This is a genomic window from Streptomyces caeruleatus (assembly GCF_001514235.1).
GTDB lineage: Bacteria > Actinomycetota > Actinomycetes > Streptomycetales > Streptomycetaceae > Streptomyces > Streptomyces caeruleatus.
The window spans coordinates 421216-442019 of sequence record NZ_KQ948933.1 but is presented as its reverse complement, the minus strand read 5'-3'; the positions used below and the strand labels follow the sequence as shown (position 1 = coordinate 442019).

Below are 20804 nucleotides of genomic sequence, written 5' to 3'. Positions count from 1 at the left end.
GATCTCTACGCCCCCGAGAAGCGCTCCCTGAGCTTGTACTTGAGCACTTTCCGCAGGGTGTCGTTGCGCGGAAGGGCGTCCACCACCTCCAACTGCTCCGGCAGCTTGTGCGTGGACAGCCCTTCCCCGCGCAGATACGACGTCAGTGCCTGAAGCGTCAGCGGCCCGGCGCCCGCCGGTTGTTCCACGACCGCGCAGACCCGTTCCCCGCGCACCGGGTCCGGCAGGCCGATCACGGCGACGTCCCCCACCGCGGGATGCCGGTGCAGCAGGTCCTCGATCTCCTTCGCCGAGATGTTCTCGCCCTTGCGGATGATCACGTCCTTGAGGCGCCCGGTCAGCACCAGATGCCCGCTGTCGGTGAGGTACCCGAGGTCACCGGTCCGCAGAAACCCCTCCTCGTCGAAGGCCGCCGCCGTCTGCGCCGGGTCCAGATAGCCCTGGCACACCGCCTCCCCGCGCAGCCGCACCTCCCCCTCGACGATCCGTATCTCCATCTCCCGCGGCGGCCGTCCCTCCGTGGTCGCCAGGTTCTCCGCCGTGTCGTCCGGCGCCCCCATCGTGATCATCGGCACCTCGGTCATGCCGTACCCATGGGTGAGCTGCACCCCCATCTCGCGCACCACGCAGTGGTACAGCTCCGGCGGTTTCGGCGCCCCGCCGCCCGCCAGCAGCCGCAGCGAGGGAACCGCCTTCGTGCCGTCCGGTTGCCCGCGCTGCTCGTTCAGGAACATCGAGTAGAACGCCGTCGACCCGCCGGCGATCGTCACGCCGTGCCGGCGATAGCCCTCCAGCGCCTCGGGCAGCGCGAACTGCTCGAACATCACCGCGGGGAAGCCGTACAACAGGACCATCACCATGTAGTCCGGGCCGCCTATGTGGGCGTACGGGAAGGCGATCGACCCGATGTCGTCGGCCGTCGGACGCAGCGCGTGCGCCAGGCAGGAGCCGCCCGCGATCAGCGAGCGGTCCGTGTGCAGTACGCCCTTGGGGTCGGAGGTCGTCCCCGAGGTCCAGTAGATCCAGCGCACCGAGGTGCCCTCGGCGGGCGGCGGCGGCAGGACCGAGGGATCGCCGTCGGGCAGGGTGGCGTACGCCTCGAAGATCCCCTTCGCGCCCAGCCGCCGCGCCATCGCGGTGTGGTCGAAGCCCCGCCACACGCCCGGCACCGCGAAGAACTCCGCCTTCGACTCCCGCAGCGCGAAGCCGACTTCGCGGTCCCGGTAGAACGGGATGACCGGCGACTGCACGGCGCCGAGGCGGGCCAGCGCGAAGGACAGCAGGGCCGTCTCGAAGCGGGTGGGCAGCTGCCAGGCGACGACCGTGCCGGGGCGTACGCCCATGTCGTACAGGCCGGCCGCCACGCGCTCGGCACGCGCGCGCAGGTCACCGAAGGACAGGGTGCGGTCGTCCTGGAGGAGAGCGGGACGGTCGGGGGTGCGGTCGTCCTGGAGGAGAGCGGGACGGTCGGGGGTGCGGTCGGCGCGGCCGGCGACCAGGTCCCAGAGGGTGCGCGAGGAACTCAGGGCGTGTGCGGTGGCGTTCACGACGACCCCCTACTGCTGACGGTATGTCAGATCGTGCGGAGAGCGTAAGGCTCGGTGCCTTGTCGGTCCAGGGGCGCGGGACTAGCCTGCGGATGAATCTGACGGATCGTCAGGCAGGTGGTGGATGAACCTCACGGACACGCCCGAGGAGGAGGAGTTCCGGGCGCGGTTGCGGCAGTGGCTGGGCCGGGCTCTTCCGGCGCTCCCGCCGAAGCCGTCCCCCGACGACTGGCCGGGACGCCGCGCCTACGACCTCGGCTGGCAGAGCAGCCTGTACGACGCGGGGTACGGCGAGGTCCACTGGGGCTCCACCCCGACCATGCGCCTGATCTTCCTGGAGGAGACCGAGAAGGCGGGCGCCCCCTATGTGGGGGCCAACTTCGTCGGGCTGCTGCACGCGGGGCCGACCATCGCGGCCGAGGGCACACCCGAACAGCGGGAGCGCTGGCTGCCGCCGATCCTGCGCGGGGACGAGGTCTGGTGCCAGGGCTTCAGCGAACCGGACGCCGGATCCGACCTCGCGGCGCTGCGCACGCGCGCGCGTAGGGACGGCGACGACTATGTGGTGACCGGGTCCAAGATCTGGACCTCCCATGCCGAAGTGGCCGACTGGTGCGAACTGTTGGTCCGCACCGACCCGGACGCGCCCAGACACCGCGGGATCAGCTGGCTGGCCATGCCCATGGACGCGCCGGGCATCACCGTACGGCCGCTGCGGACCCTCGCCGGGTCGGCCGAGTTCGCCGAGGTGTTCCTCGACGAGGTGCGGGTGCCGGTCGCCAACCGGGTCGGGGACGAGAACGACGGCTGGCGCGTGACCATGGTGACCCTGTCCTTCGAGCGCGGCACGGCCTTCGTGGGCGAGGTCGTCGCGTGCCGGCGCGCACTGCGCGAACTAGCCGTCGAGGCTCGCAAGAACGGACGCTGGGACGACCCCGTGCTCCGGCGCCGGCTCGGACGGCTGAACGCCGAGTTCCGGGCGCTGTGGCGACTGACGCAGTGGAACGTGAGCGAGGCGGAACTGGGCGGAGGGGTGCCCGGCGTCGGGGGTTCGGTTTTCAAACTGAGGTATTCGCACGCCCGTCAGGAGCTCTACGACGCCGCCGCCGACGTCCTGGGGCCCGAGTCCCTCGACCTCGACCGGCCGTGGGTGCTCGACCGGCTGTCCTCGCTGTCGTACACCATCGCCGCCGGCACCTCGCAGATCCAGCGGAACATCGTGGCCGAGCGGATCCTCGGGCTGCCGAAGGGGCGGTGACGGATGCGTTTCCAACTGACCGACGACCAGGTGGCGTTGCGCGGCGGCGTACGGGAGATGCTGGCCCGGCGCTTCGGCCCGGAGGCGCTCAGGGCCGCCGTCGAGGAGCCCGGCCGCCTGGACCGGACGCTGTGGCGGGAGCTCGGTGCGGCCGGGTTCTTCGCGCTACGGCTGCCGGAGGCGGCGGGCGGCGTCGGACTCGGGCTGCCCGAGGCGGTGTTGGCCTTCGAGGAGGCGGGGCGGGCACTGCTGCCGGGGCCGCTGGTGGCCACGCACCTCGCGGCGGGCGAGGTACCCGGCGCGGCCACCGGGGAGACGGTTGTGACGGCCGTCGGCAACGGCCTTGTGGAGTGGCTCGCGGGGGCCGACGTCGTACGGGGGGACGGAGGCGCGGTGGGTGCCGTACCGCTGCGGTCGGTCGACCCGCTGACGCCGCTGCACCGGGTCCCCACCGGCATGGGCGTGCCCCCCGTCGCCGTACTGCTCACCGCGGCCGAACAGTTGGGCAGTGCCACACGCGCGTGCGAGCTGGCCGTGCAACACGCCCGGACGCGTGAGCAGTTCGGGCGGCCGATCGGGGCCTTCCAGGCCGTGCAGCATCTGTGCGCGGAGATGCTGGTGCGAACGGAGACAGCCCGTGCCGCCGTCTACGCGGCGGCCGTCACGGCCGACCCGGCCGACATCGGCACCGCACGCCTGCTCGCCGACGAGGCCGCCGTGCGCGGCGCCCGCGACTGCCTCCAGGTGCACGGCGGCATGGGGTTCACCTGGGAGTTCGAGGTCCACCTGCATCTGAAGCGCGCATGGGTGCGAACCCATCGTGCGGGGCCCGCTACGGAGAGTGAGGAGAATCTCGCCGCCGAACTTCTCGCCGATCCGGTCTGAAAGCCTCTGGTCTGCGGTGTCCCCGACAGTCCGGGCGCGGGTGTCGCGGATTGTGGCATACCGGAATTACGGAGCGTTGATATCGGGTTGTGTCCTACGCGTGACTCGTCACGGCCTGGAGTCGGGCGTCCGCTCCGGTACCTTGTGTGAGATGCGAGTGGTTCCGAGCACGAGCCATCCCGGAGGTGCCCTTGAGGCGGCTCCGGATCCGGCGGTGCGCGCCGCTGTTCGCAGGGCGGGAAGGCGTTCTGTCCCCGCCTGTTCGACTCCCCACGACAAGCGTCGCACAGTATGCCGCAGGGGTACTCCTTCGCGCTGGAATATGCCCGAAGCGCTTGTTGGGGTGACTGTACGTCAACCATGCTGTCAGCTAAGGGATTCACGTTCCGTGACCCTGGCTTTGGCCATTGTTCTGGCCATGAAAAGAATGGCTAGGATCGTGGCCCTCGTGAGGCGCGGGGCTATGTGTCCGCCGGTTCGGATGGTGTGAGCGGTGCAGGTGCTTCAAGTGCAGCTGGAGATCCGGCCCGACCCCGCTGAGGTGGGGCGAGCCCGGCGGTGGGCACGCTCGCGGCTCGCCGGGTCCGGGATAGAGGCCGACGAGCCGCTCGCCGAGACGCTGATCCTGCTCGTCTCCGAACTGGTCACCAACGCCGTGGTGCACACCGGCTGTCCGGCCGTGCTGCGGCTGTCCCTGCCGGGCGGGGCCCAGGACCACACCACCGTACGACTTGAGGTGGCCGACCGCAGCGGCCAGGCACCGGTGCCCCGTTGCGCCGACGGTGACGCGACCGGCGGCCGTGGACTCGCCCTCGTCGACGGTCTCGCGGACCGGTGGGGCTGGAGCGCCGAGGGTGCCGGCAAGCGGATCTGGTGCGAACTGGACCGCGGCGCCGAGTCGGCGACGCCCGCTCCCGCCTATGGGAGCGGAGTGTCGGCGTACGAAGGGCTCGCGTACGAGGCGGTGTGACGTCCGCGCGGGCGTCTGTACGGCGGTGTGACGGGCGCACGGATGCGCTGGCACGTGTGAAGCGGTGTGACAGGCGCGCGGCGTGACCATTCCGCCGGATCCGGTGCACGGTTGCAGGGGGCGCTGCACGCCCACTTCTGAGGAGCGTCGGTGCGCCCGGGCATGCTTCCGTGCGCGTCCTTCTGTAAATAGGGCGTAAGTGACAAATCCCCGGCGTGGTGTTGACGCCGCGTGTCCGGTTGATCACGCTTGTGGTCAGCGATTCGCCGCGAGGGGACGACGAGGGCTTCGGTGACGGAAGTCCTTGCCGAGTGTGGGTCGTGATTCGGCGTCGGTTCTCCGAGGGCCAGGAGGGCCGGGGCGGGTACGCCGGAGTCGGATGGCGGCGCGCGGTGCCGTGCTCGGGGCGGATGGGGGCACCCCCCAGCTCGGGCCGTAGCCGGGAGTGGGGAAGCCGCGCCGCCAGCCGACCTCGCGGAGGAGTTCAGAGCAGGGCCACGGGTGCGACGGGAGTCCCTGTGCCGCCGACGAACGGCTCGGGCATCGCGGACAGCAAGAACGCGTATCGGCCCTCTTGTCCACAGGCTGTGGACAACTCTTCGAGATTCCAGTTCTGGCCCTGGAGCATCCCCATTTCCACCAGGTCGAGCGCGTGCACCGGCAGCCACAAATCCTCTGTCTCCGGCGGAAATATCTCAAACGTGAGCGTGTCATTGGCCACGGCCGCCACATCGCGCGCGTGGAACCACTCCGGCGTGCGGATCGACAGGCCGGGTGAGGGATAGCCGTACGCGTGCTTGTCGCCCGCGAGATACACCTGGACCTGCCCCGTCCGTACGAGCACGATGTCGCCGGCACGCACGCGCGTGCCCGCCAGTTCCTCGGCCGCCTCCAGGTCCTCCGGGGTGACCGCGTGCCCGCCGTCGAGCCGCGGGACGCCACGCGCGCGTGCCACGTCCAGCAGCACCCCGCGCGAGACGATGTGCCGTGCCTTGTCGATGCCGCTGAACTCGGCGCCGCCGTGCGGGGTGATGGTGCCGGCGGGGCGGCCGTTGTAGATCCGGCCCGAGTGCGAGACATGGGTGAGGGCGTCCCAGTGGGTGGCGGCCTGCAGGCCCATGGTCACGGCGTCGTCGCTGCACGCGACGGTTCCGGGGCCGAACAGCTCCTGGTTGATCTGCACCATGGTGTGCAGCGGGTTCACGCGCCCGGGGATCATCCCGGTCTGCACGCCGTCCTGCTGGAGGGGTAGCGCGAGCGGGACGCGGCGGCCGCTGCGGACGCAGGCGGCGGCCTCGCGGACCACCTCGTCGGTGATCAGGTTCAGGGTGCCGATCTCGTCGTCGGCGCCCCAACGGCCCCAGTTGTTCACGCGCTTGGCGATCTCGTGGAACACGTCCGGCAGTGACATGAGTCCCTCCCCGGGGCTTGTCTCCGCGTATCTGACGGGTCGTAGAATCAATTCGAATCTAACGAACCGTCAGAAACTGCGGGAAGGGGCCGGGGCATGGGGAACTTCTTGGCAGGCAAGGTCGTCGCCGTGACGGGCGCGGGGCGGGGGATCGGACGGGCCGTCGCGCTCGCGGCCGCCGCCGAGGGGGCGCGGGTCGTCGTCAACGACTACGGGGTGTCGGTGGACGGCGCCTCGCCCACCAGCGAAGTCGCCGAGGCCGTCGTCAAGGAGATCGAGGCGGCGGGCGGCGAAGCGGTCGCCGTCGCCGACGACGTGTCCACGATGGCCGGCGGGCAGCGGGTCGTGGACGTCGCGCTGTCGTCGTACGGGCGGCTCGACGGGGTCGTGTGCGTCGCCGGGATCCTGCGCGAGCGGATGCTGTTCAACATGACCGAGGAGGAGTGGGACCCGGTGGTCGCCACTCATCTGAAGGGGACGTTCACCGTGTTCCGGGCCGCGTCGGCGGTGATGCGGCGGCAGCGGGCGGGGACCCTGATCGGGTTCACCAGCGGGAATCACCAGGGGTCGGTCTCGCAGGCCAACTACAGCGCGGCGAAGGGCGGGATCATCTCGCTCGTGCGGAGCGCCGCGCTGGGGCTGCACAAGTACGGGGTGACCGCGAACGCGGTGGCGCCGGTCGCTCGTACGCGGATGTCGGCCAACGTGCCCATGGAGCTCGCCGAGATCGGGGAGCCGGAGGACGTGGCGGCACTGGTGGTGTATCTGCTGTCGGACTCGGCCCGGGAGTACGGGGTGACGGGGCAGGTGTACACCGTGGCCGGGCCGAAGATCGCGGTGTGGGCGCAGCCGCGGGAGCTGCGCTCGGCTTATGCCGACGGTTCTTGGACGCCGGAGCGGATCGCTGAGGTGCTGCCGGGGTCTGTGGGGGTGGATCCGATGCCGATGTTGGAGCGGGTGGAGGGGATGGAGAGGGCTGCGCGGGAGGGTTCTCGGCCGAACGCCTAAGAGCTCGGGGGGCGGCGGTTGTGGGGCGGGTGCGGGTCGGTGGGGGCTGATCGCGCAGTTCCCCGCGCCCCTGAGGGGGGTGCAGTTGTCCGGCGTTGAGAGGAGAGGGCAGTGGACTTTGCGTTCGGCGCCGAGGATGAGGTGTTCCGTCTGGAGGTTCGGGCGTGGCTTTCAGAGCATGTCGAAGGCGCGCAGGACCGTCGTACCTGGGAACGGGCCCTCGGGAAAGCCGGGTGGATCGGGCTCGGGTGGGGGGAGGGTGGGTTCGGGAACCGGGTTGCCACGCTCACCCAGCAAGTGGTGTGGGCCGAGGAGTACGCGCGGTCGGGGGCGCCGGGGCGGTCCGGGCATATCGGGGAGAAGTTGCTGGCGCCGACGCTGCTCGCGCACGGGAGTGCGGAACAGAAGGCGCGCTTTCTGCCGCCGATCGCGCTCGGGGAGGAGCTGTGGTGCCAGGGGTACAGCGAACCCGGGGCGGGGTCGGACCTCGCCTGGGTGCGGACCAGGGCCGAGCGGGCCTCGGACGGGACGTTCCGCGTCACCGGGCAGAAGATCTGGACCTCCCTCGCCCATGAGGCGGACTGGTGCTTCGTGCTGGCGCGCACCGAGCCGGAGTCGCGCCGGCATCACGGCCTGAGCTTTCTGCTGGTCCCGATGGACCAGCCGGGACGCGTCGAGGTGCGGCCCATCCGGCAGATGACCGGGACCAGTGACTTCAACGAGGTCTTCTTCGACGGCGCGCACGCGGAGCATGTCGTCGGGGGTGAGGGCGCGGGGTGGGAGGTCGCCATGAGCCTGCTCGGGTTCGAGCGGGGGGTGTCCACGCTCGCCCAGCAGATCGGGTTCGCGGGGGAGCTGGCGCGGGTCGTGGGCGCGGCGGTGCGGTCCGGTGCGGTGAAGGATCCGGTGCTGCGGGACCGGCTGGTGCGGCAGTGGGCCGAGTTGCGGGTGATGCGGTGGAACGCGCTGCGGACGCTGGGTGGTTCGGGAGGCCCGGGGGCGCCGAGTGTGGCGAAGCTGCTGTGGGGCGGCTGGCATCAGCGGCTCGGGGAGCTGGCGGTGCTGGTGCGAGGTGCGGCCGGCGGGGTCGGGCCGGGGGAGTGGTCGGCCGCGGCGCCGTACGAACTCGACGAGGCTCAGCAGCTGTTCCTGTTCTCGCGGGCCGACACCATCTACGGCGGATCCGATCAGGTTCAGCGCACGATCATCGCCGAGCGGGTGCTCGGTCTGCCCAGGGAGCCCAAGGGGGTCGTCTGATGCGCGCGGTGATGTACGACGGCAAGCGGGTCGAGGTCGTGGACGATCTGGAGGTGCGGGACCCGGGACCGGGCGAGGTGCTGGTCGCCATCTCGGCGGCCGGGCTGTGCCACAGCGATCTGTCGGTGGTGGACGGGACCATACCTTTCCCTGTTCCTGTGGTGCTCGGCCATGAGGGTGCGGGGGTGGTGGAAGCGGTGGGTGTGGGGGTCACCCATGTGGGACCCGGGGATCATGTGGCGCTGTCCACGCTGGCCAACTGCGGTGTGTGCGCCGACTGCGACCGGGGGCGGCCGACCATGTGCCGGCACGCCATAGGGCGGCCGGGGCGGCCGTTCCGGCGGGGTGAACAGGCGGTGTTCCAGTTCGCGTCCAACTCCGCGTTCGCGGAACGGACCGTGGTCAAGGCCGTGCAGGTGGTGCGTATCCCGAAGGACATCCCTTTGCCGTCCGCCGCGTTGATCGGGTGCGGGGTGCTGACGGGGGTGGGGGCCGTCCTCAACCGGGCGAAGGTGGACCGCGGGGACAGCGTGGTCGTGATCGGTACCGGTGGCATCGGGCTCAACGTCCTTCAGGGTGCGCGGATCGCGGGTGCCCTGCGCATCGTCGCCGTCGACGCGAATCCGGCGAAGGAGGCGGTGGCCCGGCAGTTCGGGGCGACCGACTTCCTGACCTCGACGGAGGGCGTACGGGAGCTGCTGCCCACGGGGGTCGACCATGCCTTCGAGTGCGTGGGGCGGGTCGAGCTCATCCGGCAGGCCGTCGATCTGCTGGACCGGCACGGACAGGCGGTGCTGCTGGGAGTTCCGCCGGCCGGGGCCGAGGCGTCCTTCGTCGTGTCCTCCATGTACCTGGACAAGTCGATCCTGGGCTGCCGGTACGGGTCGTCGAGGCCGCAGCGGGACATCGCGCTGTACGCCGACCTGTACCGGGACGGGCGGCTGTTGCTGGACGAACTGGTGACGCGGACGTATCCGGTGGAGGAGTTCGAACGGGCCGCGGCGGACGCGGAGGCGGGGAAGGTGGCTCGCGGAGTGCTCACTTTCTGAGGACTTGCTGATTCTGAGGACTTGCGGATTCTGAGGACTTGCTGATTCTTAGGGCGTCCTGCGTCTGGGGGGGGGCCTGCGTCTGGGGGGCTTCTGCGGATGTTCTGATGCTGCGGGCTTCCTGGCCTCACGAGGCCTCCGGGCGACGTACTTCCAGGTTTTCCACAGGCCCGGAAATCGGCTGCCGTGTTGTCGGTGGCGGCGCCTACCGTCATCCCATGACCTATCGAGACGTCGCCTCCAAGCAGGTCCTGATCTGGGCCTGCACCGCCGTCGCCTCCCGCATGCCGGTCGCCATGGCGCCGTTGGCCCTGGTGTTCCTGGTGCGGGAGCGGCCTGGCGGCTACACGCTGGGCGCGGCTCTCGCGGCGGCCTATGTGCTCGGTGAGATCCTCGGCGCCCCGGTCCTCGGGATGCGGCTGGACCCGGCTCGCGGCCGACGGCACCTGGCGCTCGGGCTCGCGGGCGGGACGGTGGGGTTCGTGGGGCTCGGGGCGCTGGCCGGGGCGCATCCGGTCGTGCTGGGAGCGTTCGCGTTCCTGGCCGGTGCGGCCCCGGCCGCGGTCGCCGGTGGCCAGCGGGCGCTGCTGACCTCACTGGTCTCGGAGCGGGCGGTGGCGCAGGCGCTGTCCGTCGAGTCGATGCTGATGTCCGGCGTGTGGGCCGTGTCCCCCGTCGCGGTCGCCGGGCTCGCCCTCGGGGTGGCGCCCCGGGTGCCGCTGCTCCTCGCGGCCGTCCTCATGGCGGTGTCGATCCCGGGTCACTGGCTGCTGCCCGCGGGCTGGGCCAAGGGGGAACAGGACGAGGAGGCGGGCCGGACGAAGACCCGCGTGCTGATACGCGCCTGGCCGGTGTACGTCACGGGCGCGGCCAGCCTCACCCTCCTCGGCCTCGCCGAACTCACCCTGCCCGCCCTCCTGGAACAGCGCGGCATCGGCGTCGGCTGGTCCGGGCCGATGCTGGCGGGCATGGCGGTGGGAGCGGGGCTCGGGGCGTTCCTGTACGGCATGCGGTCGTGGCCGGGGCGGCTGCGCACCCGCAGCGTGGTGCTGATGTGTGTCATGTCGGTGTTCGTGACGCTCGCCGCGCTGATACCGGGCGCGGCCGGGATCGCGGTGGCCCTCGTCCTCGCGGGGACCGTGCAGTCCGGCGCGCTGATCACCCGCAACCTGTCGCTGCGCGAGGCCCTGCCGCCGGGCGTCCTGGCCGCGGGCTACGCCATGATGTACGCGGCCGCCGGCGCGGGCTACGCGGCGACGGGTTCCCTCGCCGGCGGTCTGCTCCAGGTGGTGGCGCCGTCCACGGCGATCCTGGCCGGGGTGGTGGTAACCCTGCTGCTGACGGCGCTCGGCTGGTGGGGAGAGGCCCGCCGGGACCGCTCAAGTGCCGCTGGCGACCTGGACGTCGGCGTTGTTCGCGGCGCGGAAGGTGCGCCGGTAGCTGGTGGGTGTGACGCCGAGCGCAGCCTGTAGGTGCTGGCGCATCGACTGGGCCGTACCGAAACCGGCGTCCCTGGCCACCTGGTCGACGGAGAGGCCCGTGGACTCCAGGAGGTGGCGGGCGCGTTCGACGCGCTGCTGGGTGAGCCACTGGCCGGGGCTGATGCCGACCTCCTCGCGGAAGCGGCGGGTGAAGGTGCGCACCGACATGGCCTCCTGGTCCGCCATGTCCCGCAGTTGGATCGGCTCGTGGAGGCGGCCCAGGGCCCAGGCGCGGGCCGTGGTCGTGGACGCCTGCTGCGGGTCGGGGACCGGACGGTGGATGTACTGGGCCTGGCCGCCGTCCCGGTGGGGCGGTACGACAGTGCGGCGGGCCACCTCGTTGGCGACGGCCGTGCCGTGGTCGCGGCGGACCATGTGCAGGCACAGGTCGATCCCGGCGGCGACGCCGGCCGAGGTCAGCACGTCGCCGTCGTCGATGAACAGGACGTCCGCGTCGACCTCGACCTTCGGGAACAGCCGCTGGAAGCGCTCGGCGTCGGCCCAGTGCGTGGTGGCCGGGCGGCTGTCGAGCAGACCGGCGGCGGCCAGGACGTAGACGCCGGTGCAGATGGAGGCGAGCCGGGTGCCGGGGCGGATGTGGGCGAGCGCGGCGGCCAGCTCGTCGGTCAGCACGCCCTCCTCGAAGACCGGGCCGAGCTCGTACGACGCCGGGATGATCACGGTGTCGGCGGTGGCCAGGGTCTGCGGCCCGTGTTCCACCTGGATGGCGAAGTCGGCGTCCGTCTGCACCGGGCCGGGCGGCCGGATCGAGCAGGTGACGACCTCGTACAGGAGCCGCCCCAGCGCGTCCTTGGGGCGGCCGAAGATGCGGTGCGGGATGCCCAGCTCGAAGGGGAGCAGGCCGTCCAGGGCCAGGACGACGACGCGGTGCTGGCGGAACTCCGGTTCGCGCACTTCATGCTCCGGCTCACTGCTCATGGCCCGATCCTAACGAATGCTGTCCTTCGGGCCAATGGCTTCACGGCGACGCAGGCCCGAAGCTCGTTGTCGTGACGCAGACAACCCAAGCCTCCGCCGCCACCGGCGACCAGTCCCCGCCGACGCCGGGCCGTCCCCGCGTCCATCGCGCCTGGTTCGTCGCCGCCGTCGCCTTCGTGACCATCCTCGGCGCCGCCGCCTTCCGCTCCCTGCCGGGGCTGCTCATCGACCCGCTGCACGAGGAGTTCGGCTGGTCGCGCGGCACGATCGGGGCCGCCGTCTCCATCAACCTGGCCCTCTACGGCCTCACCGCCCCGTTCGCCGCCGCGCTGATGGACCGCTTCGGCATCCGGCGGGTGGTCGCCTGCGCGCTCGTCCTGATCGCGCTCGGCTCGGGCCTGACGGTGTGGATGACGGCGGCCTGGCAGCTGCTGCTGTGCTGGGGCCTGCTGGTGGGCCTCGGCACCGGATCGATGGCGCTGGCCTTCGCCGCGACCGTCACCAACCGCTGGTTCACCGAGCGGCGCGGCCTGGTCACCGGCATCCTCACCGCCGCCTCGGCCTCCGGCCAGCTGATCTTCCTGCCCCTCATGGCCCTGATGGTCGACGACGGCAACTGGCGCCCGGCCGCCGTCACGGTCTCCCTCGCGGCCCTCGCCGTCGTCCCCTTCGTCCTGCTGCTGCTGCGCGACCACCCGGCCGACGTCGCCCTGAAGCCGTATGGCGCGAAGGAGTTCGTGCCCAAGCCGCCCCCGGTGCCGGGCGCCGCCCGTCGCGCCGTCACGGTGCTGCTCAAGGCCGCCCGCACCGGACCCTTCTGGCTGCTCGCCGGCACCTTCGCGATCTGCGGTGCCTCCACCAACGGCCTCGTCCAGACCCACTTCGTGCCCGCTGCCCACGACCACGGCATGCCCGTCCCGGCCGCCGCCTCGCTGCTCGCGGTCATCGGCGTGTTCGACGTGATCGGCACGATCGCCTCCGGCTGGCTCACCGACCGCTTCGACGCCCGTCGGCTGCTCGCGGTCTACTACGCCCTGCGCGGCGTCTCGCTCCTGTTCCTGCCGATGCTGCTCGCGCCGAGCGTCCACCCGCCGATGCTCTTCTTCATCGTCTTCTACGGCCTCGACTGGGTCGCCACCGTCCCGCCCACCGTCGCCCTGTGCCGGGAGCAGTACGGCGAGGACAGCGCGATCGTCTTCGGCTGGGTCCTCGCCTCCCACCAGGTCGGAGCCGCCCTTGTGGCCGTCCTCGGCGGGATCGCGCGCGATGTCTTCGGCACGTACGACGTGGTCTGGTACGCGTCGGGCGCCCTGTGCGCGGCGGCGGCGCTGATGGCGCTGGTGATCCGGCGACGGACGGCTCCGGTGGCGGCGGTGGCGGTCTAGGGGGTCGGGAGCCCGGAGATCGGGGACGCCCGGATGCCTGGAAAGCGTCTAGAGGAACCGCCCCTTGTGGAACAGCAGCGGCGCCTCGTCCCCGCCGCTCGCCCCGAGGGCGTCCACCCGTCCTACGACGATGAGGTGGTCGCCGCCCGTGTGCACCGCGTGGATCGTGCAGTCGATCCACGCGAGCGCGCCCGCGAGGCGGGGCGAGCCGGACACGGGGGCCGCGTCGTAGGTGACCCCCGTGAACTTGTCCGCGCCGCTCACCGCGAAGGCACGGCACAACTCGCCCTGGCCGGCGCTCAGGACGTTCACGCAGAACACGCCCGCGCGGGCGATGCGCGGCCACGTCGTCGACGTACGCCCGACCATGAAGGCGACCAGGGGCGGGTCGAGGGAGAGGGCGGAGAAGGACTGGCAGGCGAAACCGGCGGGGGCAGGGGCGGAGCCCGGTGCTGGGGCTGCGGCTGGGGGCGCTGTCGGGACAGGGGCCTGAGGGTCGTCGGTGGTGCCTGGTGCCGTGACAACGGCCACGCCCGTCGCGAAGTTCCCGAGCACCCTCCGGAACTCCGCCTGCCCGACCGGCGCCCGCTCGTCCTCGCCGACACAGCGCAACGCCGGGCGCGGCAGCGCCTCCACGGGCGGTGCGTCGGCCGACCTGAGGTAGCGGACGGCGGCTGCCGCCATCCCTGCGTGTCCCATCACACGGACCATTTAAGCTGACGGCCCGTCAGATAGGAAGGGGTGTGCGCGCTCATCGCCCCTTGTACTCGGCGCTCCTGCGCTCCACGAAGCTCGCCACGCCTTCCCGTGCGTCCTCCGTCGTCATGTTGATCTCCTGCGCGGCCGCCTCCGCCGCGAAGGCGGTGGCCCGGTCGGTGTCGAGGGAGGCGTTGACGAGCTGCTTGGTGAGGGCGAGAGCGCGGGTCGGGCCGGTGGCGAGGCGCTCGGCCCAGGCGCGGGCCGTCTTGTCCAGCTCCGCGTCCGCGACGACGCGGTTGACCAGCCCGAGCCGCTCCGCGTCCGCGGCGGTGAGCGCATCGCCGAAGAACATCAGTTCCTTAGCCCGCTGGGGGCCGATCAGGCGGGGCAGGAGATAGACGCCGCCGCCGTCGGGGACGAGGCCGCGGCGTACGAACACCTCGATGAACCTGGCCGATTCGGCGGCCAGTACGAGGTCGCAGGCGAACGCGAGATGCGCGCCGAGGCCGGCCGCGGTGCCGTTCACCGCCGCGATCACCGGCTTCTCGCAGTCCAGGACGGCGGTGATGAGGCGCTGGGCACCTAGCCGGATCGTGCGGGCCACGTCGCCGGGGACCCGGTCACCGGCGCCGCGTTCGCCGGCCATCTGCGCGCCGGTCATTTGCGCGCCGGCCGCCCGCTCACCGGCCGCCCGCTCACCGGCCGCCCGCTCGCCGGCCGCCCGCTCACCGGCCCTCCGCTCACCGGCCCTCCGCTCACCGGCCCTCCGCCCACCGGACGCCGGCGCCCCGCCGCCGCCCCGCAGATCTGCCCCCGTACAGAATCCGCGGCCCGTGCCGGTCAGGACGACGGCTCGGACGGCCGGGTCGGCGGAGGCGTCGGTGAGAAGTTGGATGATGCGTTCGCGCTGGTCAGGGGTGATGGCGTTGAGGGCTTCGGGGCGGTTGAGGGTGATGCGGCGGACCTGATTGTCAGTGGCGTGCAGTACCAATGAATCGACGGAATTTCCGGACACACGGGGGGAACCAGGCATGTTCACTTCATCGTCGGTACGCATCTCAGCGGCACACCACCAACGCGTCCAGCGCCACCGCGCCCTGCCCCCGCTCCAGCACCATCAGCGGATTGATGTCGAGCTCCGCGAGGTCGTCCCCGAGCTCCAGCGCCATGCGCTGCACACGCAGGACGACTTCCACGAGCGCGTCCAGATCCGCGGGGGGCCGCCCCCTGACCCCGCCGAGGAGGGCCCGCCCGCGCAGTTCGGCGCACATGTCCCGGGCCTGCTCCTCACCGAAGGGCGGCACACGTACGGCGGTGTCGTGCAGGACCTCCACGAGCACCCCGCCGAGCCCGACCGTCACGGTCGGTCCGAACAGGTCGTCGTGCGCGGCGCCCACGACCATCTCGACGCCCCGCTCGACCATCTGGCAGACCAGGACGCCGTCCAGCGAGACGCCCTCGTAGCGGGCGATGTCCGTCAGCTCGCGGTAGGCGTCGCGGACCTGGCTGGCGGACGTCAGCCCGATCTTGACCAGGCCGAGCTCGGTCTTGTGGGCGATCCGGGCGCCGGACGCCTTCATCACCACGGGGTATCCGACCAGCCCCGCCGCCCGCACGGCCGCCGCCGCGCTGGTCACCAACTGCTCGCGTGGCACGCGGATTCCGTACGCCCGCAGCAGCTGCTTAGCCGCGTGCTCGCTCAACTGCTCGCCCGGGCGTATCAGTGCCTGCGCCTTGCGGAAGGACGGCGAAGGGGTGCGCGGGGCCTCGTCGAAGGGAGAGCGGTATCCGGTGACGAAGCGGTGGTGGTCGAGGTAGGCGCGGACCGCGGTGATGCAGTTGGCCACCGTGCGGAAGGTGGCCACGCGCGAGGAGCCGAGCAGGACCTCGCGGTACGCCGGCTCGGTGCCGACCGGCGACCCCCACACCACGCAGACCAGCTTGTCCGTCCGCTCGGCGGCGTCCACCAGGTCCTGGACGAGCCGGTCGCTGAGCGGCGGGAAGGGGCCGGTGACCGGGCAGATCAGCACCCCGACCTCGGGATCGTCGAGGATGGCGTCGATGATCTTCCGGCCGCGGTGGTCGCCGACCGGGTGCCCGCCGTTGTCGACCGGGTTGGCCACGCTCAGGTACTCGGGTATCCACTGGTGCAGCACGGCCTGCTTGGCCTGGGACAGTACGGGCAGCGTCAGCCCCGCCTCCGTCGCCAGGTCCGCGAAGTGCGCCCCCGTGCCGCCCGAGATCGAATAGACGACGACACCGTCGGCACGGGGCGGCCGTGCGCGGGCCAACAGGGCCGCGGTGTCCTGGAGTTCGTCCAGGCCGTCGACCCGGATCACGCCGTACTGCCGCATCGCCGCGTCCACCACCGTGTCCGCGCCGGTCAGCTTGCCGGTGTGTGAGGCGGCCGTGCGGGCGCCGGTCTCGGTGCGGCCCACCTTGACGGCGACGACGGGCACCTTGCGACGGGCGGCGCGGTCGGCGGCGAGGAGGAAGGAGCGGCCGTCCTTGAGGCCCTCCACGTAGCAGGCGATGGCACCCACCTCGGGCCGTTCGGCGAAGTAGGAGATGAAGTCGGCGGTCTCCAGGTCGGCTTCGTTGCCGGTCGGTGCCCAGTGGGAGAGGCGGATGCCGAGCTCCTGGAGGGCGAAGACGGGGCGGCCCTGGTGCCCGGACTGGGTGATGAGCGCGATGGCGGGCCCGTCCAGGTCCTCCCGGAACCGCTCGAAGGCGTTGAGGTTGGTGTTCGGCCCCAGCAGCCGCATCCCGGACCGTGCGACGGCGGCGGCGAGCCGGTCCTGCGCGGCCGCGCCCTCCTCACCGGTCTCCGCGAAACCGGAGGCGAAGACGACGGCGAACTTCACCTTGGTCTCGGCCAGTTCCTCGATCACCGGAAGGGGGTCGGCGACCAGCAGCACGGCGAGATCGACCTGCTCGGGCAGATCGGCGACGGAAGGAGTGCAGGGGATGCCGAAGACGGACGGGCGGCTCGGATGCACCGGGTGGAGCCGGGCGCCGACCCGCTCCGACCAGGCGATCAGCTGGCGGGTGACACCGGTGTTCGGTCGCCCCTCGGCGTCGGAGGCGCCGATCACGGCGACCGACTCCGGCCTAAAGAGGCGGTCCAGATCGGGTACGTCGCAGTACAGCGGACGGCCGCTGACATCGAGATCGTCGACATCGGCCGGCCGGCCATGGACGGCGGGCCCGGGTTGCTCGCCACAGGCGATGACCCGGGCCCGGCGGGAGTCGGTGGTGAGGGTGCCGTGGGTTGATCCAAGCATCGGTCCGCCCGCTCCTGTGTGACAGCGATTAACTGACGCAGTGTCAGATTAAAGGAACTGACGTCGTGTCAGGAACGGCTGTGCAGGCAAAGTTGGCGGAGCGGTGGCCTTGGCCGGCCTCGCTCACAGCACTGCCAGTACCTCCTTCGCCACCCGCTCGCCCGAGCGGACCGCACCGTCCATGAAGCCCATCCAGTACGTGGAGGTCTCTGTCCCGGCCCAGTGGATGCCGTCGACGGGGGTGCGCAGGGCAGGGCCGTACTGGGTGAGGACGCCGGGTGCGGCGATGGAGACGGGGCCGCCGCGGGTGTAGGTCTCGTTGTTCCAGCGTTGCAGGACGAAGGAGGTGGGGGAGGCCGCTTTCGCGCCGAAGTAGGTCGCGTAGTCCTTCAGTACGGCCGCCCGGACCTCCGCCTCGCTCGCCGCGTCCAGCTTCCGGGCCTCGTCGGCCTCGATGAAGCCCATCAGGGCGCCGTAGGAGGCGTCGGGCGGGGAGTTGTCGAAGGTGGAGCTGACCACACCGGTGTCGCTGACGACCTGGCCGTTGAGTCCGTCGGCGCGCCAGAAAGGGGTGTCGTAGATCGCGATGGCCTTGCCGACCGAGGCCATCGGCAGTCGCTGGGTGAGCTGGTCGCGGGCGGCCGGGAGCACGGGGTCGTAGGTGATACGGGCGGCGATCGGCGGCGGTACGGCGACGACGACCTTCTTGGCGGTGACGGTGACGCCGTCGGCCGTGACGACGTAGCCGCCGCCGGACCGGGCGATCGTGCGCACCGGGGCGCTGAGCACCACCCGGTCGCCGAGGGTGGCGGCGAGTTTGGCCGGCACCAGCTGGGAGCCGCCGACGAAGCGCAGTTCCTGGGCGCCGTTCGCGGTTTCGGTGAGGCGTTCCAGGGTGCCGGGGTTGGCGGAGTTGCCGGCGGCGGCGATGTAGAAGAGGACGAACAGGAAGGAGAGTTCGCGGGGTTCGGCCGAGAAGATCGAGGTGCAGGCCACGTCGAAGAGGAACTTGGCCGACGGGATGACGGCGTTGGCGCGCAGCCAGGTCTCGAAGGTCTGCCGGTCCCATTCGTCGGCCTTGGCGGCGGTCCAGGGCGCGTCGACCGGAATCTGTTTGGCCAGGTCGTCGAGCGTGGCCTGCACGATCCCGGCGTTGGCGAGTCCGGCCGCGTCGATGGGCGGGACCGCGCCGAGGATGCCGTCGGTGGCGTAGGGGGTCTTCTTGCCGTCCTTGTAGAGGAGGTTGTCGCCGGTGTTGTAGGTGGCGAAGGTCTGCACGCCGAGGGAGTCGGCGAGCGCCTTGATGCGGTCCTGGGTGGGGCCGATGAACTCGCCGCCGCCTTCGGTGACGCCGCCGTTCGCCAGGTCCAGCCCGACGACCCGGCCGCCCACGCGGTCGCGGGCCTCCAGGACGACGACCGACTTGCCGGCGGCGACCAGGTCGCGGGCCGCGGTGAGGCCGGCCAGACCGGCGCCGACGATCGCGACGTCGACCTGGCCGGTGGAGGCGGCCGCGGCGGGGCCGGCGTTGGTGGCGGTGAGGGTGGCGGCGCCGACTGAGGCGGCGGCGACTGAGGCGGCGCCACCGAGGAGGGAGCGGCGGGAGAGGCGGGGGTGCTGGGGGTGCTGGGAGTGCTGGGGGTGCTGTCTTTCGCGTGCCACGTGCGTCCTCCGTCGTAGCGAGAGGGGCGGAGAGGGAGTGGAGCCGAAAAGATGAACAGGGCTCACATTCTGGCTCCGTGCGGTGGCGCAGTACAGCTGTTGCGCGCAACTTCTGACTCGCGAGTAACAGGAGTTCAGGGAAGGGGAGTTGAAGACGCCGATGTGGGATGTGTCTGTGTGTGGGTGGGCTGGTCGCTCGCGTCAGATCGGCAGTCGGGAGACCGGTCGGCTGCCGTCGCGGGCGATGGCCTTCGCGATCTTCTGGGCGTCGATCGCCATTTCGCGGAGGTTGCCGCTGATGGGGTTGGTGTAGCCGGTGAAGTAGAGGCCGGGTGCGTCGGCGGGGGTCCGGGCGCCCTGGGTGACGGGCCTGCCGTGTGCGTCGAGTACGCCGAGGTGGCCGATGAGGTCATCGAGTCCGCGGGCGTACCCGGTCGCCGCGATGACGGCGTCCGGGGAGACGCGGCTGCCGTCGGCGAGGATCACCTGGTCCTCCTCGAAGCCGTCGACGGCCGCCACGACCTCGACGCGGCCCTTGCGTACGGCGTCGACGAGGCCGACGTCGAGGACCGGGATCGCGCCTTCCTTGACCCGGCTGTAGAGACCGGTGTCGGGGCGCGGCAGTCCGTGGGCCGACAGGTCCGGCACGCTGAGCTTGGCGACGGGCTTGGCGAGCCGGTCGACCAGGCCGACCGGGAGGTGCCGTACGAGGATGCTGGTGCGCTGGGCGGGCCAGCCGGCGGTGGAGCGGCGGACGATGTGCGGGGTGGTGCGGACGGCCAGCCGTACCCGCGAGGCTCCGCCCTCGACGAGGTCCACGGCGATCTCGGCACCGGTGTTGCCGACGCCGACGACCAGGACGTCGCGGCCGGCGTAGGGCGCCGGGTTGCGGTACTCGCCCGCGTGCAGGAGCTCGCCGGTGTAGTCGGCGCGGCCGGGCCAGTCCGGGATGCGCGGGGTGTGGTTGTGGCCGGTGGCCACGACGACCGCGGCGCCGGTCAGTTCACGACCGCCGGTCGCGCGCAGCAGCCAGCCGGAGCCGTCCGGCGCGGGCTCGACGCGGGAGACCTCGACGCCGGTGACGATCTCCAGGTCGTGGTACTCGGCGTACTTCTCCAGATAGCGCACCACGTCGTCCCGCGACACCCAGCGCCCGAACCGACGCGGCATCGGCAGCCCCGGCAGCCCCGACAGCCGTCGAGTGGTGTGCAGATGGAGCCGGTCGTAGTGCCCCCGCCAGGACGCCCCGACCCCGTCCGACTTCTCCAGCACGACAGCCCGCAGCCCCTGGGCCCGCAGCGCGTGCGCGACGGAGAGCCCGCCCGGACCGCCGCCGATGACGTAGACGGGGCGGTCGATGGGGGTCGGGGACGCTGTGGAGTCGGCCATGTTCGGGAGCGTAATCACGCAGCCGGTTGATGGGTCTCGGTCAAGCCCGGAATTGGTTGCGGATCGATCACGGCTGTAGGAGAGGTGGGTGGGGTCTGTGGCGTAGGTCTCGTGGTTGTGGGGGTGGGGTGGAGGGGGCGGTGTGGTGGCGGGGGGGGCAGGGATGGCGGCCGCGGAGCTGGGGTTGGGGCAGTGGTTGTGACGCCGGGCGGGGGGGTGTGCCGGGGAAGTCGGCGAGCCAACCTTCGTGTGCTGGCGGGATGTTGAGAGCCGCCAGCTGTGTCGCTCTGAAGTAGCCAGGGGAGGTGCCTGCCGGTTCAGGCTCCCTGGTCAGGGAACACCGGCAGGCGCTGAAGGCGAGCTGCCCGGCCCGCTGGCCTGGCGCACCCTGCCCTCGTGGGCGCTGATCGCGACCCAGGACAACGCCATCCCCGCCCGGCCCAGGAGTTCATGGCCGAGCGCGCCGGGGCGAGCGTCGTACGCGTGGCGGCGTCCCACGCGGCGTCCATCTCGCGGCCCGACGCGGTAGCCGCCGTCATCGTCGAGGTCGCCAAGGCCACCCGCTGAACGTCGGCCCCCT

Annotated in this window: 17 protein-coding genes; 9 read left to right on the top strand and 8 right to left on the bottom strand. The window is 71.7% G+C overall.

Going from position 1 to position 20804, the window contains the following annotated elements; all coding sequences use genetic code 11:
* Positions 1 to 5: 5 nt before the first annotated feature.
* Entirely contained in the window at positions 6 to 1547 is a 1542-nt protein-coding gene (locus AQJ67_RS29890; protein ID WP_062722410.1) for a class I adenylate-forming enzyme family protein, read from the bottom strand.
* Between the two features lie 124 nt (positions 1548 to 1671).
* On the opposite strand from AQJ67_RS29890, the gene AQJ67_RS29885 reads away from it, so the two are divergent.
* From AQJ67_RS29885 to AQJ67_RS29875, 3 genes are all read left to right on the top strand, one after another.
* Complete coding sequence (locus AQJ67_RS29885; protein WP_062722409.1) at positions 1672 to 2805, top strand: acyl-CoA dehydrogenase family protein; 1134 nt, start codon at positions 1672 to 1674, stop codon at positions 2803 to 2805.
* 3 nt (positions 2806 to 2808) lie between these two features.
* Complete coding sequence (locus AQJ67_RS29880; RefSeq protein WP_062722408.1) at positions 2809 to 3690, top strand: acyl-CoA dehydrogenase family protein; 882 nt, start codon at positions 2809 to 2811, stop codon at positions 3688 to 3690.
* Between the two features lie 493 nt (positions 3691 to 4183).
* Positions 4184 to 4660: an ATP-binding protein gene (locus AQJ67_RS29875; protein WP_107123012.1), complete on the top strand. Its 477-nt coding sequence runs from the start codon at positions 4184 to 4186 to the stop codon at positions 4658 to 4660.
* Between the two features lie 484 nt (positions 4661 to 5144).
* On the opposite strand, the gene AQJ67_RS29870 is transcribed toward AQJ67_RS29875, so the two are convergent.
* Complete coding sequence (locus tag AQJ67_RS29870) at positions 5145 to 6071, bottom strand: cyclase family protein (RefSeq protein WP_062722406.1); 927 nt, start codon at positions 6069 to 6071, stop codon at positions 5145 to 5147.
* Between the two features lie 96 nt (positions 6072 to 6167).
* Here AQJ67_RS29870 and AQJ67_RS29865 point away from each other — a divergent pair, with 96 nt between their 5' ends.
* The 4 genes from AQJ67_RS29865 (at position 6168) to AQJ67_RS29850 (ending at position 10857) form a co-directional block, all read left to right on the top strand.
* Complete coding sequence (locus tag AQJ67_RS29865) at positions 6168 to 7079, top strand: SDR family NAD(P)-dependent oxidoreductase (RefSeq protein ID WP_062722405.1); 912 nt, start codon at positions 6168 to 6170, stop codon at positions 7077 to 7079.
* A gap of 111 nt (positions 7080 to 7190) precedes the next feature.
* Positions 7191 to 8336: an acyl-CoA dehydrogenase family protein gene (locus AQJ67_RS29860; protein ID WP_062722404.1), complete on the top strand. Its 1146-nt coding sequence runs from the start codon at positions 7191 to 7193 to the stop codon at positions 8334 to 8336.
* Positions 8336 to 9385, top strand: coding sequence for a Zn-dependent alcohol dehydrogenase (locus AQJ67_RS29855; protein WP_062722403.1), 1050 nt, complete (start codon positions 8336 to 8338; stop codon positions 9383 to 9385). Before AQJ67_RS29860 ends, AQJ67_RS29855 begins: the two co-directional genes overlap by 1 nt.
* Before the next feature lie 218 nt (positions 9386 to 9603).
* Positions 9604 to 10857, top strand: a complete 1254-nt coding sequence (locus AQJ67_RS29850) for an MFS transporter (protein WP_062722402.1) — start codon at positions 9604 to 9606, stop codon at positions 10855 to 10857.
* Here the strand turns inward: AQJ67_RS29850 and AQJ67_RS29845 are convergent.
* Entirely contained in the window at positions 10765 to 11805 is a 1041-nt protein-coding gene (locus tag AQJ67_RS29845; RefSeq protein ID WP_062722401.1) for a GlxA family transcriptional regulator, read from the bottom strand. The genes AQJ67_RS29850 and AQJ67_RS29845 overlap by 93 nt on opposite strands.
* Before the next feature lie 71 nt (positions 11806 to 11876).
* On the opposite strand from AQJ67_RS29845, the gene AQJ67_RS29840 reads away from it, so the two are divergent.
* A complete protein-coding gene (locus tag AQJ67_RS29840; protein ID WP_062722400.1) occupies positions 11877 to 13190 on the top strand; it encodes an MFS transporter in 1314 nt (437 codons plus the stop codon).
* A gap of 48 nt (positions 13191 to 13238) precedes the next feature.
* On the opposite strand, the gene AQJ67_RS29835 is transcribed toward AQJ67_RS29840, so the two are convergent.
* The 5 genes from AQJ67_RS29835 to AQJ67_RS29815 form a co-directional block, all read right to left on the bottom strand.
* Positions 13239 to 13889, bottom strand: coding sequence for a flavin reductase family protein (locus AQJ67_RS29835; RefSeq protein ID WP_244190631.1), 651 nt, complete (start codon positions 13887 to 13889; stop codon positions 13239 to 13241).
* A gap of 52 nt (positions 13890 to 13941) precedes the next feature.
* Positions 13942 to 14922 carry an enoyl-CoA hydratase/isomerase family protein gene (locus AQJ67_RS29830; RefSeq protein WP_062722474.1) on the bottom strand — a complete coding sequence of 327 codons (981 nt, stop codon included), beginning with the start codon at positions 14920 to 14922 and terminating at the stop codon, positions 13942 to 13944.
* A gap of 25 nt (positions 14923 to 14947) precedes the next feature.
* On the bottom strand, positions 14948 to 17173 hold the full coding sequence (locus AQJ67_RS29825) for an acetate--CoA ligase family protein (protein WP_062722398.1): 2226 nt from the start codon (positions 17171 to 17173) through the stop codon (positions 14948 to 14950).
* A gap of 123 nt (positions 17174 to 17296) precedes the next feature.
* Positions 17297 to 18835: a flavin monoamine oxidase family protein gene (locus tag AQJ67_RS29820; protein WP_062722397.1), complete on the bottom strand. Its 1539-nt coding sequence runs from the start codon at positions 18833 to 18835 to the stop codon at positions 17297 to 17299.
* Positions 18836 to 19036: 201 nt separating this feature from the next.
* Positions 19037 to 20224 (bottom strand): flavin-containing monooxygenase, encoded by a 1188-nt coding sequence (locus AQJ67_RS29815; RefSeq protein WP_062722396.1) that lies wholly within the window; start codon positions 20222 to 20224, stop codon positions 19037 to 19039.
* A gap of 396 nt (positions 20225 to 20620) precedes the next feature.
* On the opposite strand from AQJ67_RS29815, the gene AQJ67_RS47850 reads away from it, so the two are divergent.
* On the top strand, positions 20621 to 20791 hold the full coding sequence (locus tag AQJ67_RS47850) for a hypothetical protein (protein WP_159058852.1): 171 nt from the start codon (positions 20621 to 20623) through the stop codon (positions 20789 to 20791).
* The last annotated feature ends 13 nt before the right edge of the window (positions 20792 to 20804 follow it).

Bases quoted from the DNA above. Each gene is read 5' to 3' on its own strand.
- AQJ67_RS29880 (WP_062722408.1), top strand. From the start codon at position 2,809: ATGCGTTTCCAACTGACCGACGACCAGGTGGCGTTGCGCGGCGGCGTA.
- AQJ67_RS29855 (WP_062722403.1), top strand. From the start codon at position 8,336: ATGCGCGCGGTGATGTACGACGGCAAGCGGGTCGAGGTCGTGGACGAT.
- AQJ67_RS29845 (WP_062722401.1), bottom strand. From the start codon at position 11,805: ATGAGCAGTGAGCCGGAGCATGAAGTGCGCGAACCGGAGTTCCGCCAG.
- AQJ67_RS29835 (WP_244190631.1), bottom strand. From the start codon at position 13,889: ATGGGACACGCAGGGATGGCGGCAGCCGCCGTCCGCTACCTCAGGTCG.
- AQJ67_RS29830 (WP_062722474.1), bottom strand. From the start codon at position 14,922: ATGCCTGGTTCCCCCCGTGTGTCCGGAAATTCCGTCGATTCATTGGTA.
- AQJ67_RS29850 (WP_062722402.1), top strand. From the start codon at position 9,604: ATGACCTATCGAGACGTCGCCTCCAAGCAGGTCCTGATCTGGGCCTGC.
- AQJ67_RS29815 (WP_062722396.1), bottom strand. From the start codon at position 20,224: ATGGCCGACTCCACAGCGTCCCCGACCCCCATCGACCGCCCCGTCTAC.
- AQJ67_RS29825 (WP_062722398.1), bottom strand. From the start codon at position 17,173: ATGCTTGGATCAACCCACGGCACCCTCACCACCGACTCCCGCCGGGCC.
- AQJ67_RS29865 (WP_062722405.1), top strand. From the start codon at position 6,168: ATGGGGAACTTCTTGGCAGGCAAGGTCGTCGCCGTGACGGGCGCGGGG.
- AQJ67_RS29885 (WP_062722409.1), top strand. From the start codon at position 1,672: ATGAACCTCACGGACACGCCCGAGGAGGAGGAGTTCCGGGCGCGGTTG.
- AQJ67_RS29870 (WP_062722406.1), bottom strand. From the start codon at position 6,071: ATGTCACTGCCGGACGTGTTCCACGAGATCGCCAAGCGCGTGAACAAC.